Source organism: Parapedobacter flavus (assembly GCF_035818675.1).
GTDB lineage: Bacteria > Bacteroidota > Bacteroidia > Sphingobacteriales > Sphingobacteriaceae > Parapedobacter > Parapedobacter flavus.
Map to the genome: position 1 here is coordinate 36,299 of NZ_JAYKZZ010000021.1, position 16,274 is coordinate 52,572.

Here is a 16,274-nt window from a genome sequence, read left to right on the forward strand (position 1 = left end):
GAAAAGCTCATGAACAACTATAAAATGAATCTTATCCGGCTAACCCTTGCGTTCGTCGCGTTAACTGCAAGCATGCGGGTGCACGGCCAGGAAGTACAGACCAACATGTTGCTCCCAGGACCGGATGGTGTGGTGATGACGATCGGCGAGCTATTCACGTACAAACAAGGGGAAACGACCGGCTTTTTTCCTTCCCCGGAAGTGAAAATCGAAATCTATAAAACCCCTCAGCGGGGAAGCTCGGATCAACACGTCGCGACCGTTTCATTCCCGGCATCTGCGGCCGAAATGGAAGAAGGAATGGGCCAGGCGTTGAAAGCTGACCTGCTGAAATACCTGAAAGCGGCTACGATGCAACAAGCCTACGAAACGCTCATAAAACATGGAATAGATACCTTGGGGCCATTGATTATTTCCGACGAGCTACAGGAATCCTTGGGTTTGGTCTATATTGATAAAACATGGCAGCTGGGTGAGAAAGTAACGTATTATTTCGACCGGATAGACGGAACAGGTACACAGGAAAAAATCTATTCGGAATCGCTCGACGGAACGCTTCCCACGTATACCACCAAGTTCAAGCTGTTGACGTATAATATTTTTGAAGACAATGCATCCGCAACTTGGGGAACCGAACTGCCAGCGGGAAAACACATTCCATTGTATGTACAGCTATATGCAGCCCAAACGGATGAAGATTTTATAGTGGTAGACAGCATTTTTACCAACCAGCTATCTCCGGATAGTGTTACGGTGTTTTATTCAAACGAGACCGTGCCAGACAGCCACATCGCCTGGTATATCCGGACGGTAGACCGTGCCGGAAACCTGGGCATACCGTCGGATACGTTAAATGCCATCAATTTCGATCGGAACCAGATCGCACCCATTGAGAACCTACAGGTAACCGATACATTGGATGGCCTGTTGGTACAGTGGGAACCGCTGCCTGCAAAGGCGTACTACACCGCCATTCAGGTGCTGAAATCCCGGATGCTGGGCGAAGACTATGTGGTATTGGATACCATCGCACCTACCGAAACCCATTTTCTGGATCAACAGGTGATCGCCGGTTCCAATTATTTTTACAAAGTACGCCCGTTGCTAGCTGATTTGCCCGGTGTATCCCCCATGCTATTCAGCGAGGCTTCCGGCTATATCGCGATCCCCGAAGGGGTGGCACCATCAACGCCGCAAGGCCTGCAGGTGGCTGCACATGAAGGGCGGATTGAACTGGGCTGGTTACCGAACCCCGAGCTGAATATTTTCGGCTATTACGTGCTGCGGGGTACTTCTACCGACAACCTGCAGGTGGTGGCCGGACCGGTGAAGAGCCACCAATACACAGACAGTGCGTTCAGTGCATCATACTCCGGCCAATATGTGTATGCGCTCCAGGTGATGAACAGCGGCCAGGAAATGAGCGATACATCGTCCGTGGCTTCGGTATCGATACGGCAGCCGGTGACGCTACTTGCGCCCGGAGGCATGCAAGCCAGCCATCAACCGGAAGGGATTGGCCTGCAGTGGGAGAATACCCGTACGCAGGATAATACCATTACCGGCTATATCCTGTACCGCAGGGAAAAGGGAAGCCAGTCGTACCATTTGGTCAGTGCCACACCCATCCCGCTTCCAGCGTATGTTGACTCAACCGCAGTGCCGGGGAAAAATTACGAGTACGCGGTAAGCTCCATAGACGCTTGGGGGAACCAAAGCATACTCTCGCCTTATGCAAGCACCGCTGCCGACCAAGCGGCCTATATGCACCCGCCGGAGCGGATTTCCCTTCGAAACCTGCGAGCAGGGATCGAAGTGTCCTGGGCAACTCCCCAGGAGGCGGGTACGCGGACATACGTGATTTATCGCAGCACCGTAAAGGGCGATGATTTCGAAAAAGTAGCAACGGTTAATCCGTCCACACCTTATGTGGACGAAAATGTACAGGCAAATGTTCTTTACAGGTATGCGGTAGCTATTGCGACCGATGATTCGGAGGGCAATAAAAGTAAAACCTACCTCATTAGACGGAATGAGGTAGAAAGATAGTGTTTCATTAGGCGCGTGGCGCATAAAATTAGTACATTAGTTCGATTAATGAAGACCTATTTTTTAATAACGTTTTGTTTTTTAGCGAGTTTTGTGCCGGTAAAGGGGCAGATTGTGGCCGATTCCATCGCCGATCGACTGCCCTTGGCATCTAATAAAAACGTTAAAGCGCTGCTGACCGATCTCACAGCCACCTTTGATGAAATTAGGGTGAGCCATGCTTGGAAAGCTTATGATACGACGGACACCATTACACCTGAAACCGCACTTTGGTTAGCATTTGAACTGGAGAATCGGTCGAAAGATACCGTTCAAACCTACCTTTACAGCGTTGTTCACAATGCCACCGTCTATCAGCAAAGTGAGCAGGGCTTTAACCAGGTAGAAAATGGCTATTATGTGCCGCTACCGCAACGGGCCAATAAGTCCGAGTACTACTTTACCAACTTCACCGTAGCCCCGGCCCAGCGCGTACAGCTATATGTCCGGTTGACTGCGCCTGAGTTGCCTGAACCCCTGGCCCTCTTTTCCGAAAGTGGCTATCAGAAGCTTTCCGAGCGCAATCAAAACGATCAGGTTAACTCCATCGTTTTCGTTTATTTCTTTATCTTTTCGTTAGTAACCCTTTTTATATTCGTTTTGGTTTTCTGGCTACGGGTGCGCGGGAAACTCTACTTCTATTATTTGGGCTATTTGTTTTTTCTGTTGGTTTACGGGTTTATCGTACTTCGCAAAACCGAGGCACCCGTATGGAATTTCTTTCAATACGCACCCGAACTGTCCAATAATCTCAGTGAGCCTGTCCAGTTTGTTTTTATAGCGTTCTATATATTTTTTATACGAAATCTACTGCGGGTTAAGGTGTATGACAAGCGATTGGCCCGGGTGCTTTGGTACCTGGGTGTGGCCTGTTTGGTGTATGCCGGTGGCCGCTTGTTGGTTAATGTGTTTGTTTTCGACCCGCAATTGATGATGACGGTATTCAATATCGTACGCCTTATTATCCTTCCGATTAATTTTGTGCTGATCTTTTGGATTATGTTTAAAGTAAAACATCCCTTACTCGGCTATTTTGTCATCGGCCAATCGCTCTTTTTTATGGGCGCTGTACTGGGATCCTATATTAATTATTCCGGTATGGAATTCCTTCCTGGCCATTTCTTCAACTTTACGGAAGCTTCGAATATCGTTTTCCAGATAGGGCTTATTGGAGAAGTCTATTGTTTTTCGCTGGCGTTGGGAAAAAATGTGTTCCTCATTCAGGAAGAAAAAGAACAAGCAGATGCGGCCCTGATCAAACAGTCGCAAGAAAATGAGCGGCTGCAGGCAAATATGAACCACGAGCTGGATACCAAAGTGCGCGAAAAAACGGCCGAGCTCATCCAGCTCTATGTGGAAATCGAACAGGAAAGGGAACAAAAAATAAAAAATGAGTTTACTCAAAAGCTAAAGGAGACGGAAATGGTGGCCTTGCGATCACAGATGAATCCGCACTTTATCTTCAACAGCATGAATGCCATTAAAAACCTGATCATGACCGGTCGGGATGATGATGCAATGGCTTATTTGGATGATTTTTCCAGCTTGCTCCGGCACATCCTGCAAAATAGCCAGCACAGGGAGGTAACCGTAGAAGAAGAGCTTGAAACCCTGGAGCTGTACCTTTCGTTGGAACAGAGCCGAATGGGAGCGGGCTTTAGTTACCAGATTAACGTTTCATCCAGGGAAGAGCTCTCACAATACCAGATTCCACCGTTGCTTTTACAGCCTATTGTCGAAAATGCCATCTGGCACGGGCTTCACCCCAGTTTAAAAACCGAAAAAAAATTGGTGATTACCTTTGATACCACAGAAAGCCTGAAAATCGTCATTGAAGATAACGGCATTGGTAGGGAAGAGAGTGCCAAAAAGAAGAAATTGCATGCCGCTATGGGCACCACCCTGATCAGGGACCGGCTGGCATTGCATAACCACCTGAGCGACTACGATGTACTCCTGGAAATCGCTGACCTGAAGCAAAATGGAAGGGCACTGGGAACGCGGGTCACATTAACGTATAACTATTGAGCGATGACAAACATAATTATCATTGATGACGAAGCGCATTGCATCAATGTGCTGAAGCAATTGATTGAAAAGATACATGCGGATTATACGATAACCGGTGTTTTCACCGATCCGCACCAAGGGCTGGAATTCATCAAGCAGCACCCGCCAGATTTGCTGTTCCTCGATATCGAAATGCCCAATCTCAATGGGTTTGCCCTGTTGGATACGCTGCGGCCCTTTGGTTTTGATGTGATCTTTACCACGGCTTACGACCAATACGCCGTCAAAGCATTCCGGTACAGCGCCATCAATTACCTATTGAAACCAATTGCCGAAAAAAGCCTCGTGAAAGCGCTGTCATACTGGGAAAAAAGACGGGAGAAGACCTCCGAAAAACAATGGGAATTGCTTCATGAATATTTGGGAGATGGAAGACAGGAACAACCTAAAATTGCACTCCCAATAGGGGGAGGATACCGTATTGTAGCCATCAATAACATTGTTCGGTGCCAATCGGATAACAATTACACCAACATTTTCTGCGACGATGAAAACAAAATTTTGATTAGTCGTACCTTGAAGGAAATTGAGGAGCTCTTGAAAGATCACGGTTTTATCCGGGTGCACCAGTCGCACTTAATAAATCCTAATTATGTAAAAGGGATATTGAAACAAGACGGCGGTAGTTTAATCATGGTCGATAATACGGAAGTGCCGGTTTCCAGACAGAAGGCGAAACAAATCAATGAAATCTTAGAAAAAATGCTTCAGGTATGAGTAAGACCTTATTGCTTTCCATACTATGCCTAGCGTGGGGGTCGGGCGCATTTGCGCAACAGCATATCGACAGTTTGCGGAAGCAGCTGTCTGTCGAATCCAACGATTCGGCACGTGTGGTGATGATGATCGAACTATCGCGTGAAATGCACCGCGCGGCTCGACAGGGCGATGAAGATATCCAGATGGCTACACAGGCGATGGAGACGGCGGCGGCACAGGATACCTTCTTATACGCCCGGGCCATAGACAACCTCGGGTTACTCTACCGCTTTTACCAGCAGTATCGAGAGGCCATTACCTTTCATGCCCGAGCGTACGAGATGATAGCGGACCTGGATGGACATGCCGTGGATAAGATGCGCTATGCCAACAATGCGGGGGTAGCATGCCGATACAATGCCGATTACAACCTGGCTATTGATTACCACATGAAGGCCCTCCGCCTAGCCGAAAAGGAAAACGATACACGGAATATCGAGATTGCCTGCAATGGGATTGGTAATACGCTCATGGCTATCCCGGGAAAAGAGGAAGAAGGGCTTGCCTACCTTGAAAAGGCCTTGGACATTGCAAAACAGGTGGGCAACCAGCGCGGAATAGCCATACAGAACTTAACCATAGGCGGGTATTACGATCAATTAGGCCAGCACCGTAAAGCGCGGACCTACCTCCGTGAGATATTGAAAATCAACGAAACCCGAAAAGACGCCAGGGGGAGGGGCATGGGCCTCAGGGCGCTCGGGGAGAGCTACCTGGCGGAAGGCACGGACCTGCAACAGGCCGAACGGTATTTTGACGAAGCATTAGCGGTGTTCCAAGAGATCAATGACCGGCAGCAACAGGCAACCACGCTATTGGAATTGGGTAACTTGGGTGCTCTGAGACAACAATACACGCAGAGCTTATCCAAACTGGAACAGGCCATGCAGATTGCCGGCGAGTTGAAAGACCAGGAGCTACTGCAAGCTACGGCCAAAACGATATCGGAGCATTATGAGGCGTTGAACAACTACCCTTTGGCGCTGAGCTACTATAAGAAAGCACAAAGCTATCAGGACAGTATTAACCTCACCAATCAGTTGGTGCAGGTTTCAGCAATCGCCCGTCGGTATGATGTAGAAAAGAAAGAGTCGGAAATCGAGTTGCTGAAAACGGAGCAATCCATGCAGGAATTGCAGTTGGAACGGCGCACCAGTCAACTGAATGCCCGCGGTATCATTATCCTATTGTTGGTTGCTTTGTTCTTAGTGGTGGTAATCGTCGTTCTGCTTCGGAACAGAGGCCGCAAAGATCGGATAGAAGCGGAACGGCTATTGGCAAAAGCGGAAAACGAGCGGCTCAAAGTCGTGTACGAAAAAAATCTGATGGAGGCAGATATCTTAGCTAGTCAAATGCAAATCAATCCGCATTTTCTGTTCAATTGCCTCAACTCCATCAAAAACATGATCCAACGCAACGACAACCAACACGCAACCAAATATCTGGTTAAGCTTGCGCGCTTTGCACGGATCGTACTCGAAACGGCCAACAAACCGGTACATTCGTTACACGATGAACTGGCACTGATGGTATACTATGTCGAACTGGAGAAAAACAGGTTTGACGATAGCTTTGGTTACTCCATTATCAACTCACTTGAATCCGAAGGCAAAGACATTGCACTACCGAGCCTGCTGTTACAGCCTTTCGTGGAAAATGCCATATGGCACGGACTGCTCCCGAGCAACAAGGCAACCAAAATGCTCACCATCACCGTGGAACAAACGGAAGATGGTGTTCAGGTAGCAATAGACGATACCGGAGTGGGCAGGCTCCACGCTTCCAAAAGTACCAAAAGACACAAAAGCCGGGGAACGGAAATCAATAACAAACGTATCGGATTATTCAATAAAAGCCATCCGAACAGCATAAACTACGAATTTGTAGACAAAAAAGATGAAGCGGGCCGTGCATTAGGTACTTCCGTTGTCATTCGTATCCAACAAACATGAAATTGACGTTTATGCCAAATAAATCATTTACATTAAACGCCTTTAACGTATAAATACATCTTTACCCATGAAGATAGCTATCCTTGACGACGAATTGCATTGTGTAGAAAGCCTGGTATTAGATATCGATCGGCTATTCCCTGAATTGCCCATAGTTTATAAGGGCACCAAACCGATAGAGGCCATTGAAGCGTTGAAACGTATAGACGTCGATTTGCTTTTCTTAGATGTAGAAATGCCACTGATGAATGGGTTTGACTTTCTGAATCAATTTGATGAGCTGGCGTTCGACGTGATCTTTACCACCGCCTACAGCCAATATGCCATAAAGGCATTCAATGTACAGGCAATCGATTACTTGTTAAAACCGATTGATGAAGACGAGCTTAAAGAGACCATGACTCAACACCTCGAAAAAAGGAACAAACCGGACGACCCTGCCGCGGATGTGGCGCAGCTATTGGGCTTTTTGAAAAAGGAGGGTATATTGAAGAATAAGCTTGCTGTCCCAACCGCCGACGGGATGGAATTCATCGAAATAACAAGCGTTATTTATTGCGAAAGCCAAAACAACTACACCAAGATATACACCCTCGATGGTCGGTCAATTTTGGTTTCCCGAGCATTGAAAGACGTGGAAAAAACGTTGGAAAAGTTCATGTTCGTACGCGTCCATCAATCCTATCTGGTCAATCCAAATTACGTAGAGAAGTACAGCCGGAACGATGGCGGTTTCCTGATATTAACCAACAATGAACGGATTCCCGTAAGCCATTTCGAGCAAGAGCTCATTATCGACGTTTTTGAACGCTTACGCGGAGAGTAGCTCGCCACGGTCGGGCTCACATGATTTTCACCAATTCTTCCCATTCCTCCTCCAGCGTGCCACTGTAGCGTTGGCGCTTGGCCCGTCTGTACCAGTAATCGGCATTCCATTGGTCGCCCTCCTTACGGTGCAGGTAGGCATGCACGTGGGCAGATTGCAAGTCATCCAGATCGTTGACAAGATCATGGGCCTTTTCCCAGTCGCCCTTGCCGTCGTACCACAACGCTTCCAATTGCACCGTGAGGCCAATGGGAGGCACTTCCTGTTGCAATGAGTCTTTAAAGTCAAAAATATCCATAACGTTTATCCTAACCCAAAGGTAGTGAATTCAGCGTTAACCGCCAGTCGTGTTAAAACCTAAACATCCTTTTGCCCCATACCTTCCCTATCGTTTCACTTTAAGAAGCCGTGTTTTGGCATTTTCCCCGAAGTATGGTAGGCAGTGAAAATATGTGACCACCATTACTTTTAAATCCAATGCCCATCATTCAGCTGACATTGTGATGACAGTAATTTTACCGCCAGAAAAATACGTTCATCCATGCAGTTAACTAAATTCAATTACGACAATAAAATTGTCAGAAATTTTGCGATTGCCACCATCGTATGGGGTATCGTGGGCATGTCGGTCGGTCTGTTGGTCGCCATGCAACTCGTGTGGCCATTCATGAACTTCGACCTGCAGTATACCACCTTCGGGCGCATAAGACCCGTGCATACCAATGCCGTGGTCTTCGCATTTGTGGGTAATGGGATTTTCATGGGGGCATACTATTCCCTCCAGCGATTGCTCAAGGCCCGCATGTTTAGCGATTTCTTGAGCAACGTGCATTTCTGGGGCTGGCAGCTCATCATCGTGGCTACCGCCATTACGTTGCCGTTGGGGCTCACCACATCGCATGAGTATGCCGAGATGGAGTGGCCTATTGACGTGGCCATAACCGTCATTTGGGTCGTGTTCGGCATCAACATGTTCGGCACCATCATCAAGCGGCGCGAGCGGCATATGTATGTGGCGATCTGGTTTTACATCGCCACCTTCGTCACCGTTGCAGTACTGCATATCGTCAACTCCGTGCAGCTGCCCGTTTCCATGTGGAAGAGTTATTACCTCTACGCGGGTGTACAGGATGCGCTGGTACAGTGGTGGTACGGGCACAACGCCGTGGCATTTTTCCTTACCACGCCGTATTTGGGGTTGATGTACTATTTCCTCCCCAAAATGGCTAATAGGCCTATTTATTCGTATAAACTCAGTATCCTCCATTTTTGGTCGCTAATTTTCATCTATATCTGGGCGGGGCCGCATCACTTGCTCTACACCTCGCTTCCCGAGTGGGTGCAGTCGCTCGGCGTAGCCTTTTCCATCATGCTCATCGCACCCAGCTGGGGCGGGATGATCAATGGGCTGCTTACGCTGCGAGGCGCGTGGGACAAGGTACGCACCGAACCGACATTGAAGTTTATGGTGGTGGCATTGACGGCTTACGGTATGGCCACGTTCGAAGGCCCCATGCTGTCGCTGAAAAAGGTGAACGCCATTGCGCACTTTACCGACTGGATCGTGGCACACGTGCATGTGGGGGCCCTGGGGTGGAACGGCTTCATGACCTTCGCCATCCTCTACTGGCTCGTGCCGCGTATCTACAAAACCGAATTATATTCGAAAAAACTGGCTTCGGCGCACTTCTGGATTGGCACACTGGGCATCCTGTTCTATGCCATACCGATGTACTGGGCAGCGGTGGTACAGGGGCTCATGTGGAAAGAGTTTACCCCAGAAGGGGTGTTGAAATACCCCAACTTCCTGGCCACTACCCTCCAGATTATCCCCATGCACATGCTGCGCGCCATCGGTGGTGCCCTCTACCTGTCGGGTGCACTTATGATGACGTATAACCTCGTGAAGACCATGAAGAAAGGGCGGCTACTGGCCAATGAGCCGGCCGAAGCGCCCGAATTAACACCCGTGGTGGTCAACGAGCGCGCACCCCACCGCAGGCTGGAACGTAAGCCCATCTTATTTCTGGTGCTCGCCCTGATTACCATCCTCATTGGAGGCATGGTGCAGATGATGCCGACCTTCATGATCTCGTCAAATGTGCCTACCATTGCCAGCGTGCAGCCGTATACGGCACTGGAGATCCAGGGGCGCGATCTGTATATCCGCGAGGGGTGCGTAAACTGCCACACGCAGACCGTCCGTCCCTTCCGGTCGGAAACGGTCCGGTATGGCGAATACAGCAAAGCTGGCGAGTTCGTTTACGACCATCCGTTCCTTTGGGGATCCAAGCGAACTGGTCCCGACCTGCACCGCATTGGCAAGAAATACCCGAATAAGTGGCACTACGACCACATGCTCGATCCCACGATTACTTCGCCGGGCAGCATCATGCCCGCCTATCCGTGGCTCATCGAACAAACGCTCGACGCGAGCACGACGAAGGCCAAGTTGAATGCCATGCGGATACTGGGCGTTCCGTATAGCGATGAAGACATCCAAAACGCCGATTCCGACCTCCATGAGCAAGCCGAAGGGATTGCAGCTGATCTTAATGGACAGGGACTGAATGTACGGCCAGATCAGGAAATCGTTGCACTGATCGCCTACCTGCAACGATTGGGCACGGATATCAACACGCCGGCAGCGACGGCAACAAACGATTAGTGAATTAAACGAACGACCATGTTTAAGCAAATAACGGATTTAAGCGGCAATGAGTGGTACCTTATTGCATCGCTATGGATATTTCTCCTCTTTTTCATCATCGTAGGTATCCGCCTGTTCCGGATGCGGAAGGACGACGCCGATTACATGAAAGGCATCCCGATGGACGATGGGGGGCACTTGGATGAGGAGTCAGTAAACTAAATGCATCGAACCATGGAAACAATCCTCATGCAAGTTATAACGATAGAAACCCATGCGGGTTCTACATTCTTAGGAAGTGGCAATATCAATAACGATATCCTCACGGTGGCACTCTTCGTGGTGATGCTGATCATCCTGCTCGCAGCGCTGGTGGTTTTGCGCGCTGTGCGGACGATGGTACGGGTTACCATGCCGGAGGTGCTCGCGGATGAGTCGGCCGCCAAGGCGAAGCAGGTGCGCGGCGACAGCCATACGCCATGGTGGAATAGGCTCATGGGGCTGCGCCCGATGGCCGAGGAAAAGGATTTAGTGATTGACCACGAGTACGATGGTATCACCGAACTGGATAACCCGGTGCCGGCATGGTTTAACGGTATGTTTTATGCCAGCCTGGCATTTGCCGTGGTGTACCTGTGTGTATACCATGTGTTCGGCTGGGGGGCCACCCAGGAAGAAGAGTATGCACGCGAGATGGCACATGCCGAGCAGGCACGGCAGGAGTGGCTCTCGCAGGCGGCAAATAACATCGATGAGAATACCGTAACGGTAGACCTCCGCCAGGAGACCGTGGCGGCCGGACATGCCATCTTTACCCAGAATTGTGCCGCTTGCCACGGTGGGATGGGAGAGGGCGGTATCGGCCCGAACCTCACGGACGATCATTGGCTCCATGGCGGTGAAGTACAAGACGTATTCCGGGTTATCAAATACGGCGTATTGGATAAAGGAATGGTGCCCTGGGAGCAGAGCCTTACACCGGCGCAGATCGCCGAGGTGAGCAATTACATCGTTTCCCTACGGGGTGCCAACCCCCCGAACGCGAAGGAGCCACAAGGAGAAAGGGTCGAGTATCAGGAGTCCGATACGCCGGACCCGGTACCATCGGGTGGGTAAGGAATGGGAAGCAAACAGCAAATGGCAACAGCAGTAAACAAGATGAAAGCCAAGCGCGAGTGGGTTTATGCCAAGAAGCCCGGTGGGAAATGGTTTAACCGTCGGCAAGGGGTGGGATACGCACTCTTGGCGTTTTTCGTGGCTGCCCCATTTGTCAAGATCGCCGGGGAGCCGCTCTTACTATTCAATATCATCGAACGCAAGTTCGTCCTGTTCGGCAGTGTGTTCTGGCCACAAGATCTACACATATTCGTATTCGGTATGCTGATCGCCATGGTATGCATTGTTCTTTTTACAGCCGTTTACGGGCGCGTGTGGTGCGGATGGGCCTGTCCGCAGACCATCTTCATGGAACTGGTGTTCCGCCGGATCGAGTTTCTGATAGAGGGCGATTGGCTGCAGCAGAAGAAGCGGGATAAGGCATCCGGCACGACAGCGAAGTACTTGAAAAAAGGCCTGAAACACGCTGTTTTCCTACTGATTTCCTTTGTGATTTCAAACCTTTTTCTAGCGTACATCGTTGGTGCCGAGGCACTCTGGAAGATCATGACCGACCCCATCCAGCAGCACCTTGGCGGCCTCGCTGCGATTATCGTGTTCACCCTGGTGTTTTATGGCGTGTTCGCCTACCTGCGTGAGATCGTGTGCACCACGATATGCCCATACGGGCGACTGCAGAGCGTGCTGATGGACGAGAAGAGTGTGACCATCGCTTACGACCATCGTCGGGGCGAGCCGCGTGGCCATCGGAAAAAAGGAGCGGACCAAGCCGTGGGCGACTGCGTAGACTGCAACCTCTGCGTGCAGGTGTGCCCCACGGGGATCGATATCCGCAATGGGCTGCAGATGGAGTGCGTGAGCTGCACGGCATGCATCGATGCCTGCGACGCCGTGATGGAAAAACTCGACCGGCCCAAACAGTTGATCGGTTTCTTTTCGGTCAGTGAAATCGAGGGCGAAGGGGAGTCGAAGAAGGGAAACACGCGGGCTATCGCGTACACCGTAGTACTTGCTGCTTTGGTCGCCGTGTTTGGCTGGCTCGTTTTCAGTCGGTCGCAAGTCGACGGAACGCTGCTGCGCGCCAGGGGCAGCACGTACCAACTCTTAGACGATGGCACGGTGAGTAACCTTTATAGTTTGGAGTTGATCAACAAATCGAGCAACGATATCCCGTTTAACCTGGAGGTGCTGGATGAAAACATGTCTGTTCGGATGGTGAATCCGATCACGGTACTGAAAGCGGAAGCAACGGCGCAAATAACGTTCTTTCTCATCAGTCCGCAACACTCGGTAAAAACCTACAAAACGAATGTTAAAATCGGCGTGATGGCGGAAGGGAAGGCCATGGAGACGTTGAAAACAACTTTTGTAGCACCACCGAATTAAAAGCAACAAAAATGAGCTGGGGAATAAAAATAGTGATTGCATTGGCGTCTTTTATGGTGCTGATCGTTTCATTTGGAATTTACATGGTCAGTACAGACACCGATACATTGGTTGCCGAAGACTATTACGAACGCGGATTGAATTACGATCGGTTGCATCATATTGATTCTTTGCAGCAATCTGCCGATTCTGTCGAGCGTGTGCTAGAACAATAAGTAGACATGAGTTACCTTGCGCTTGCATTTTTCATGGGCCTCTTCGGCAGTCTGCATTGCGTGGCGATGTGTGGGCCACTTGTGCTGGCTTTCGCTGCGCCAAACGACCATCGACCCGTCCGACTGTTTGCCAACACGGTACTTTACCATATGGGGCGCGTAATAATGTATGGATTGCTTGGGCTTGCCATCGGCGCGATAGGCCACCTGCTCGACGTAAAAGGCTGGCAACGGGGCATCACGCTCGCTACCGGTTTCCTGCTTGTCGGTATGGGGGTGTTTTCGCTTTTCGGGCAGCAGGCCCACCGGTTTGTCGACCTCCAGCAACGCTTCGTTACACCCCTAACCCGGTGGGTGGGCTACTGGCTTTACCGGCCGGGCGGACACTTCGTGGTAGGCATGCTCAATGGGCTGCTGCCCTGCGGGATGGTATACATGGCACTGGCTGCTACCCTAAGCGCCGACACGGTGTACGGGAGCGGCTTATTTATGCTGTCGTTCGGCATGGGTACCTGGCCTGCTATGCTGTCGGTTGCCCTGATCAGCAGCTTCGCCAAAACCCGTATCCGCTTCAACTTTGCTTTTTGGCTACCCGTTATCTCCATTATCATGGGCGGATGGTTCCTATTGCGGGGCGCTAATCTCGATATTCCTTTCCTGAGCCCGCTGATCTACCCGAAGGGGGCGATTGTTTGCGGGTAAGTACTTCACTCCCTAAAAATACTCACCATTAGGTATTTTTTGGTTTACCGCCAGCCCATAAATTTGTTTATGGTTACACATAATAGGCTATCCAATGAACGGTAACAATTGGGCGGTGCTGCTGAAGCATACCGCGAAGGTGATGATAATGATTGCCTGCGTTTTCCTGTACAGCTGTGAAAAGAAAGCCAACGGCCTCGATGGCGACCCCGATGACGGCTCATCGGGGTCGACGGCAGGCCTATTCGTCAGTTTCAAAACACCCGGTTGGAGTGAGAAAATAGATTGCAGCCATTTGAGTTTCCAGCCGAACAGCTGTAGCAGTCAGGCCAATTCGGTTTATTACGTCACGGCGACCTCAGCATCCACCAGAATGAGTTTCCAGATCTCCTATCCGGTAGACAGTGCGGCATTCGGTAAACTCGCCACTGGCCGGCGATTCCCCCTTCGGTTCAACGCCTGTGCGGCCGAGGAGGCCATTCAAGGCGCCATTTCCTTCATGGTGGTTGTACCCCAGTCTAAAGGCAACACCAACCGGTGGTTTCCAATCCCCGAGATGAACGAAGAAAGCTATGCCACACTTAAGTCGGTCACCTATGTAAAGTCCGACAAGTATTACGCCTATTACCGTATAGCAGGTACCTACACCCAGTTATCGGCCTTAGGCGATGCCAATCACGAACGCATATCCGACGATGATAAGGTAATCAGTGGTGATTTCCAGTTGATGGTATTGACAGACCGCGGGAAATAGTTTTTGTGATGATTCACGGTATTTTTGTGACGAAGCGAGCGGGAATCGGAAAAGTTTGTAGATTCTTTCGATAGACTTATCACGGCGACCGCAATCGATGGGGATGCCGATTATTTCACTTAATCCGAATAGTGCAAAGTATCCTGTAAACGCAAAGATTGACCGCCTTTTGAAACAGGCCGCCTTCAGGCAGGATGCCAGCCTTGCTATATGCCGTTTTGCTTTTTCAGCATTAATGTTCGTCTGTTAATTATTAATTTTTCGTTTCTATTTTTCTTATATAAAATTGTAAATATTATTGCAATTAGAATAGTCAAACCTCTAAAAATATTTGTTGTCATATCGCCCAAAGCAGAATTGTCAACTTGAAATAAACTCCAAGATAAGTTCATTAAGGTGTGTGTCAAAATTGGAACCCATAAATTATAACTCCATTCTACATAAAGCCAACCAAAAAAAACAGCTCCCGAAAACGTAATCATAAAAATTCCGATTAGTTCACCTACATCTTGACTTTGGTATAAATGTCCAAAAGCAAAAATCAATGCACCAAAAATTATTGATGGTATAAAACCTAAATTGGTCTTTCGGAACAATTGTCCAAAAAGAAAACCCCTAAAATAAAGTTCCTCCATAAATCCTGCAACGATAGTCCCTGAAATCAAATTTTCAATATCAATATGTTGATTAAATTTAAAGAGAAGCAAGCCACCTATGAACATTGGCAAAGTGAATAATAGACTTGTCCACAATGCAGTCGAAATACTTGATGAAAGTCCAAGGCTTTTAAAAATACTAATCGTCTTGTTGAGTAATAATGTTCCTGTGAAAATTGGAATTCCAATTATTAAATAAGTCAAAACATAACTAATCAAACCTTGTTGGGTGATTTTGTCAAGTCCAATTTTTATAGGTTTAAAATTTTCAAAAAGAAAATAGTACGCCGAAAAGCTTAGAATAACAAAAAGTATTACTTTTTTCGTCTGATTTGGTTTCATCTATTGTTGCTGTCGGGTTTACGCTCGGTTAATATGGCATATAACGGTCTCGGCTATGCGTAGTGCGGGATTTCAAGGCACTTCACTTTCCGTTTAGCAGTTAGTTTATTAAATGTAATTACTTTCATTTCAGCACTTTCGCCCGCATTACGTATAGCCACTGTTGGGCAATCGTACTTTTTTTCCGTCCGTCTGTCAGCGTTGGCAAAGACATACTCTTTGGCAAGTTTTGGCTTGTGTGTCGGCTGGTGCGACTTGCCAATGTGTATGGCTTTTAGCGTTGGCATATTAGTTATTATTCAATTGTCTTAATTTTTTAAACCAATCTGAAACTTCTTCAAAAGCATTTATATCTTCAAACAAATCTTTTGTCATTGACTTTACTAGATTTTTGTTAGCAATTGATTTTACTCTTTTTTCAGCTTCTTTGAAGCCATTATTCGGATTGTTGCGAGTTTCAGGTATTCCAAACTTAGCTGTTCTTTGCGTTACAATATTTGGGACATCAATTTCACTCCAATTACCAATTTCAGCTTCCGTAAACTTTATTTCAAAATGTGTTTCATATAATGATGGGTGAATGTAATTTTCTAGCTCTCTAAAATTGGTTAAACATCCATCAGAATGGTTTTTTCGTTGTTTAACTTTGTCTATTGACTCTTGGTATTTGCCATCTGTATCTTTATCATACAAATGGTATTCAATTACATTAGAATATAATTCCCCCCAATCATTGGACAGATTTTTTATAAACTAAG

At 48.4% G+C, this 16,274-nt stretch carries 15 protein-coding genes; 12 read left to right on the forward strand and 3 right to left on the reverse strand.

The window, feature by feature from the left end; genetic code table 11:
• The first annotated feature begins 9 nt into the window (after window positions 1–9).
• The 5 genes from U9S71_RS16845 (at window position 10) to U9S71_RS16865 (ending at window position 7,695) form a co-directional block, all read left to right on the forward strand.
• Complete coding sequence (locus tag U9S71_RS16845; protein ID WP_326328795.1) at window positions 10–2,049, forward strand: fibronectin type III domain-containing protein; 2,040 nt, start codon at window positions 10–12, stop codon at window positions 2,047–2,049.
• Between the two features lie 48 nt (window positions 2,050–2,097).
• Window positions 2,098–4,116: a histidine kinase gene (locus U9S71_RS16850; protein ID WP_326328796.1), complete on the forward strand. Its 2,019-nt coding sequence runs from the start codon at window positions 2,098–2,100 to the stop codon at window positions 4,114–4,116.
• A 3-nt stretch (window positions 4,117–4,119) separates the two neighbouring features.
• On the forward strand, window positions 4,120–4,875 hold the full coding sequence (locus tag U9S71_RS16855; RefSeq protein WP_326328797.1) for a LytR/AlgR family response regulator transcription factor: 756 nt from the start codon (window positions 4,120–4,122) through the stop codon (window positions 4,873–4,875).
• Window positions 4,872–6,869 carry a tetratricopeptide repeat-containing sensor histidine kinase gene (locus U9S71_RS16860; protein ID WP_326328798.1) on the forward strand — a complete coding sequence of 666 codons (1,998 nt, stop codon included), beginning with the start codon at window positions 4,872–4,874 and terminating at the stop codon, window positions 6,867–6,869. The genes U9S71_RS16855 and U9S71_RS16860 overlap by 4 nt, the downstream gene beginning before the upstream one ends.
• Before the next feature lie 67 nt (window positions 6,870–6,936).
• A complete protein-coding gene (locus tag U9S71_RS16865) occupies window positions 6,937–7,695 on the forward strand; it encodes a LytR/AlgR family response regulator transcription factor (protein WP_326328799.1) in 759 nt (252 codons plus the stop codon).
• Between the two features lie 16 nt (window positions 7,696–7,711).
• Here U9S71_RS16865 and U9S71_RS16870 read toward each other — a convergent pair whose 3' ends face one another.
• The gene (locus tag U9S71_RS16870) at window positions 7,712–7,993 is read right to left on the reverse strand and encodes a hypothetical protein (RefSeq protein WP_326328801.1); all 282 of its coding nucleotides are present in this window, start codon (window positions 7,991–7,993) and stop codon (window positions 7,712–7,714) included.
• A gap of 243 nt (window positions 7,994–8,236) precedes the next feature.
• Here U9S71_RS16870 and ccoN point away from each other — a divergent pair, with 243 nt between their 5' ends.
• The 7 genes from ccoN (at window position 8,237) to U9S71_RS16905 (ending at window position 14,518) form a co-directional block, all read left to right on the forward strand.
• On the forward strand, window positions 8,237–10,363 hold the full coding sequence (ccoN, locus tag U9S71_RS16875) for a cytochrome-c oxidase, cbb3-type subunit I (RefSeq protein ID WP_326328803.1): 2,127 nt from the start codon (window positions 8,237–8,239) through the stop codon (window positions 10,361–10,363).
• 18 nt (window positions 10,364–10,381) lie between these two features.
• Window positions 10,382–10,567, forward strand: coding sequence for a hypothetical protein (locus tag U9S71_RS16880; protein ID WP_326328805.1), 186 nt, complete (start codon window positions 10,382–10,384; stop codon window positions 10,565–10,567).
• Window positions 10,568–10,579: 12 nt separating this feature from the next.
• Window positions 10,580–11,461 (forward strand): cbb3-type cytochrome c oxidase N-terminal domain-containing protein, encoded by an 882-nt coding sequence (locus tag U9S71_RS16885; RefSeq protein ID WP_326328807.1) that lies wholly within the window; start codon window positions 10,580–10,582, stop codon window positions 11,459–11,461.
• A gap of 21 nt (window positions 11,462–11,482) precedes the next feature.
• The gene (gene ccoG / locus U9S71_RS16890; RefSeq protein WP_326328809.1) at window positions 11,483–12,847 is read left to right on the forward strand and encodes a cytochrome c oxidase accessory protein CcoG; all 1,365 of its coding nucleotides are present in this window, start codon (window positions 11,483–11,485) and stop codon (window positions 12,845–12,847) included.
• A gap of 11 nt (window positions 12,848–12,858) precedes the next feature.
• Window positions 12,859–13,062 carry a FixH family protein gene (locus U9S71_RS16895; protein ID WP_326328811.1) on the forward strand — a complete coding sequence of 68 codons (204 nt, stop codon included), beginning with the start codon at window positions 12,859–12,861 and terminating at the stop codon, window positions 13,060–13,062.
• Between the two features lie 6 nt (window positions 13,063–13,068).
• Window positions 13,069–13,764, forward strand: coding sequence for a sulfite exporter TauE/SafE family protein (locus U9S71_RS16900; protein ID WP_326328812.1), 696 nt, complete (start codon window positions 13,069–13,071; stop codon window positions 13,762–13,764).
• Window positions 13,765–13,858: 94 nt separating this feature from the next.
• A complete protein-coding gene (locus U9S71_RS16905) occupies window positions 13,859–14,518 on the forward strand; it encodes a hypothetical protein (RefSeq protein WP_326328814.1) in 660 nt (219 codons plus the stop codon).
• Window positions 14,519–14,724: 206 nt separating this feature from the next.
• Here the strand turns inward: U9S71_RS16905 and U9S71_RS16910 are convergent, their stop codons facing one another.
• Both U9S71_RS16910 and U9S71_RS16915 read right to left on the reverse strand, forming a co-directional pair.
• Window positions 14,725–15,516: a CPBP family intramembrane glutamic endopeptidase gene (locus U9S71_RS16910; protein ID WP_326328815.1), complete on the reverse strand. Its 792-nt coding sequence runs from the start codon at window positions 15,514–15,516 to the stop codon at window positions 14,725–14,727.
• A 288-nt stretch (window positions 15,517–15,804) separates the two neighbouring features.
• Window positions 15,805–16,209 carry a hypothetical protein gene (locus U9S71_RS16915; RefSeq protein ID WP_326328817.1) on the reverse strand — a complete coding sequence of 135 codons (405 nt, stop codon included), beginning with the start codon at window positions 16,207–16,209 and terminating at the stop codon, window positions 15,805–15,807.
• Window positions 16,210–16,274: the final 65 nt, after the last annotated feature.

Coding starts and splice junctions, on each gene's coding strand:
- U9S71_RS16845 (WP_326328795.1), top strand. CDS start 10: ATGAACAACTATAAAATGAATCTTATCCGGCTAACCCTTGCGTTCGTC.
- U9S71_RS16850 (WP_326328796.1), top strand. CDS start 2,098: ATGAAGACCTATTTTTTAATAACGTTTTGTTTTTTAGCGAGTTTTGTG.
- U9S71_RS16855 (WP_326328797.1), top strand. CDS start 4,120: ATGACAAACATAATTATCATTGATGACGAAGCGCATTGCATCAATGTG.
- U9S71_RS16860 (WP_326328798.1), top strand. CDS start 4,872: ATGAGTAAGACCTTATTGCTTTCCATACTATGCCTAGCGTGGGGGTCG.
- U9S71_RS16865 (WP_326328799.1), top strand. CDS start 6,937: ATGAAGATAGCTATCCTTGACGACGAATTGCATTGTGTAGAAAGCCTG.
- U9S71_RS16870 (WP_326328801.1), bottom strand. CDS start 7,993: ATGGATATTTTTGACTTTAAAGACTCATTGCAACAGGAAGTGCCTCCC.
- ccoN (WP_326328803.1), top strand. CDS start 8,237: ATGCAGTTAACTAAATTCAATTACGACAATAAAATTGTCAGAAATTTT.
- U9S71_RS16880 (WP_326328805.1), top strand. CDS start 10,382: ATGTTTAAGCAAATAACGGATTTAAGCGGCAATGAGTGGTACCTTATT.
- U9S71_RS16885 (WP_326328807.1), top strand. CDS start 10,580: ATGGAAACAATCCTCATGCAAGTTATAACGATAGAAACCCATGCGGGT.
- ccoG (WP_326328809.1), top strand. CDS start 11,483: ATGGCAACAGCAGTAAACAAGATGAAAGCCAAGCGCGAGTGGGTTTAT.
- U9S71_RS16895 (WP_326328811.1), top strand. CDS start 12,859: ATGAGCTGGGGAATAAAAATAGTGATTGCATTGGCGTCTTTTATGGTG.
- U9S71_RS16900 (WP_326328812.1), top strand. CDS start 13,069: ATGAGTTACCTTGCGCTTGCATTTTTCATGGGCCTCTTCGGCAGTCTG.
- U9S71_RS16905 (WP_326328814.1), top strand. CDS start 13,859: ATGAACGGTAACAATTGGGCGGTGCTGCTGAAGCATACCGCGAAGGTG.
- U9S71_RS16910 (WP_326328815.1), bottom strand. CDS start 15,516: ATGAAACCAAATCAGACGAAAAAAGTAATACTTTTTGTTATTCTAAGC.